Here is a 1,298-nt window from a genome sequence, read left to right on the forward strand (position 1 = left end):
AAAACGTTAAATATATTTAATTAATTTAATATATTACACTATAATATAATTATATTAAATTAAATTAATATTTATAACATTAAAATAAAGCTAAATTGTTTATTTTTATCTTTTAGTAACATGGTCAAGATACTTATTATTTTAGTAAATAACTTCTATTATGGTATAATTCGATTTAAGTGAAGATAACGTTCTGCATCTATAGCTGCCATACAACCAGTACTAGCTGCAGTAATAGCTTGACGATAGTTTTGATCTATGACGTCACCAGCTGCAAATACACCAGGTACAGATGTTGCTGTAGCATTACCATTTCTACCTGACTGTACCTGAATATAACCTAATTGCAAAGCAAGTTTACCATTAAAAATAGCTGTATTTGGGCTATGTCCTATAGCAATAAAGATTCCAGCAATCTCTAAAGTTTCTAGCTTATTCTCGGTAATATGTTGTAATTCTATACCAGTCACTGTCATATTATTGCCTAATATTTCATTGACAATTGTATTAGTATGCAAAATAATATTTCCATTATTAACTTTTTCCATCAGTCTTTTTAACAGAATTTTTTCTGAACGAAATATTTCACTCCGATGTATCAGATGTACTTCTGTAGCTATCTTAGAAAGATAAAGAGCTTCTTCTATAGCCGTATTACCACCACCTACTACTGCTACTTTTTGGTTGCGATAAAAAAAACCATCACAGGTAGCACAAACAGAAACTCCTTTACCTTTATATTTCTCTTCTGAAGAAAGACCTAAATAACGTGCTGAAGCACCAGTAGCAATAATTAGCGCATTACAAGTATATTTATGGTTATCTCCTATCAAATAAAAAGGACGTTGTTCTAAGTTAACATCAATGATGTTATCAGATATAATTTCTGTATTAAATTTGATAGCATGAAGGTACATACGTTCCATTAGCTTTGGTCCAGTAAGATCACTTGCATCTCCAGGCCAATTTTCTACTTCTGTTGTAGTAATAAGTTGACCACCTTTTTCTATCCCAGTAATCAAAATAGGATGTAAGTTAGCACGCGCTGCATATATAGCAGCAGTGTAACCTGCAGGTCCAGAGCCTAATATAATTAAATGATTATGTTTAACTATAGACATATATTTACTCTTGTTAAACTGTTTAACAAAGATAATCTTTTTACTAAAAAAAAGTAAAATAAGCAAAAAATATCTTACTTTCTTTAAAAACAAATATCTATTGTTTTGATTATTAATAATTTTATTTTAAATAATAAATAAATTACCCATTTAGTTAACTAAAATTTTTAGATAGCT

1 protein-coding gene is annotated in these 1,298 nt (G+C 28.9%); it reads right to left on the minus strand.

Annotated features, from left to right (window positions below; translation table 11 throughout):
• Window positions 1-158: 158 nt before the first annotated feature.
• Window positions 159-1,121, minus strand: coding sequence for a thioredoxin-disulfide reductase (gene trxB, locus CEX73_RS02585; RefSeq protein WP_101627032.1), 963 nt, complete (start codon window positions 1,119-1,121; stop codon window positions 159-161).
• Between the last annotated feature and the right edge of the window lie 177 nt (window positions 1,122-1,298).

Origin of the sequence: Candidatus Palibaumannia cicadellinicola, from assembly GCF_002855795.1 — a bacterium.
In the GTDB taxonomy this organism is placed as follows: Bacteria; Pseudomonadota; Gammaproteobacteria; order Enterobacterales; family Enterobacteriaceae; genus Baumannia; species Baumannia cicadellinicola_C.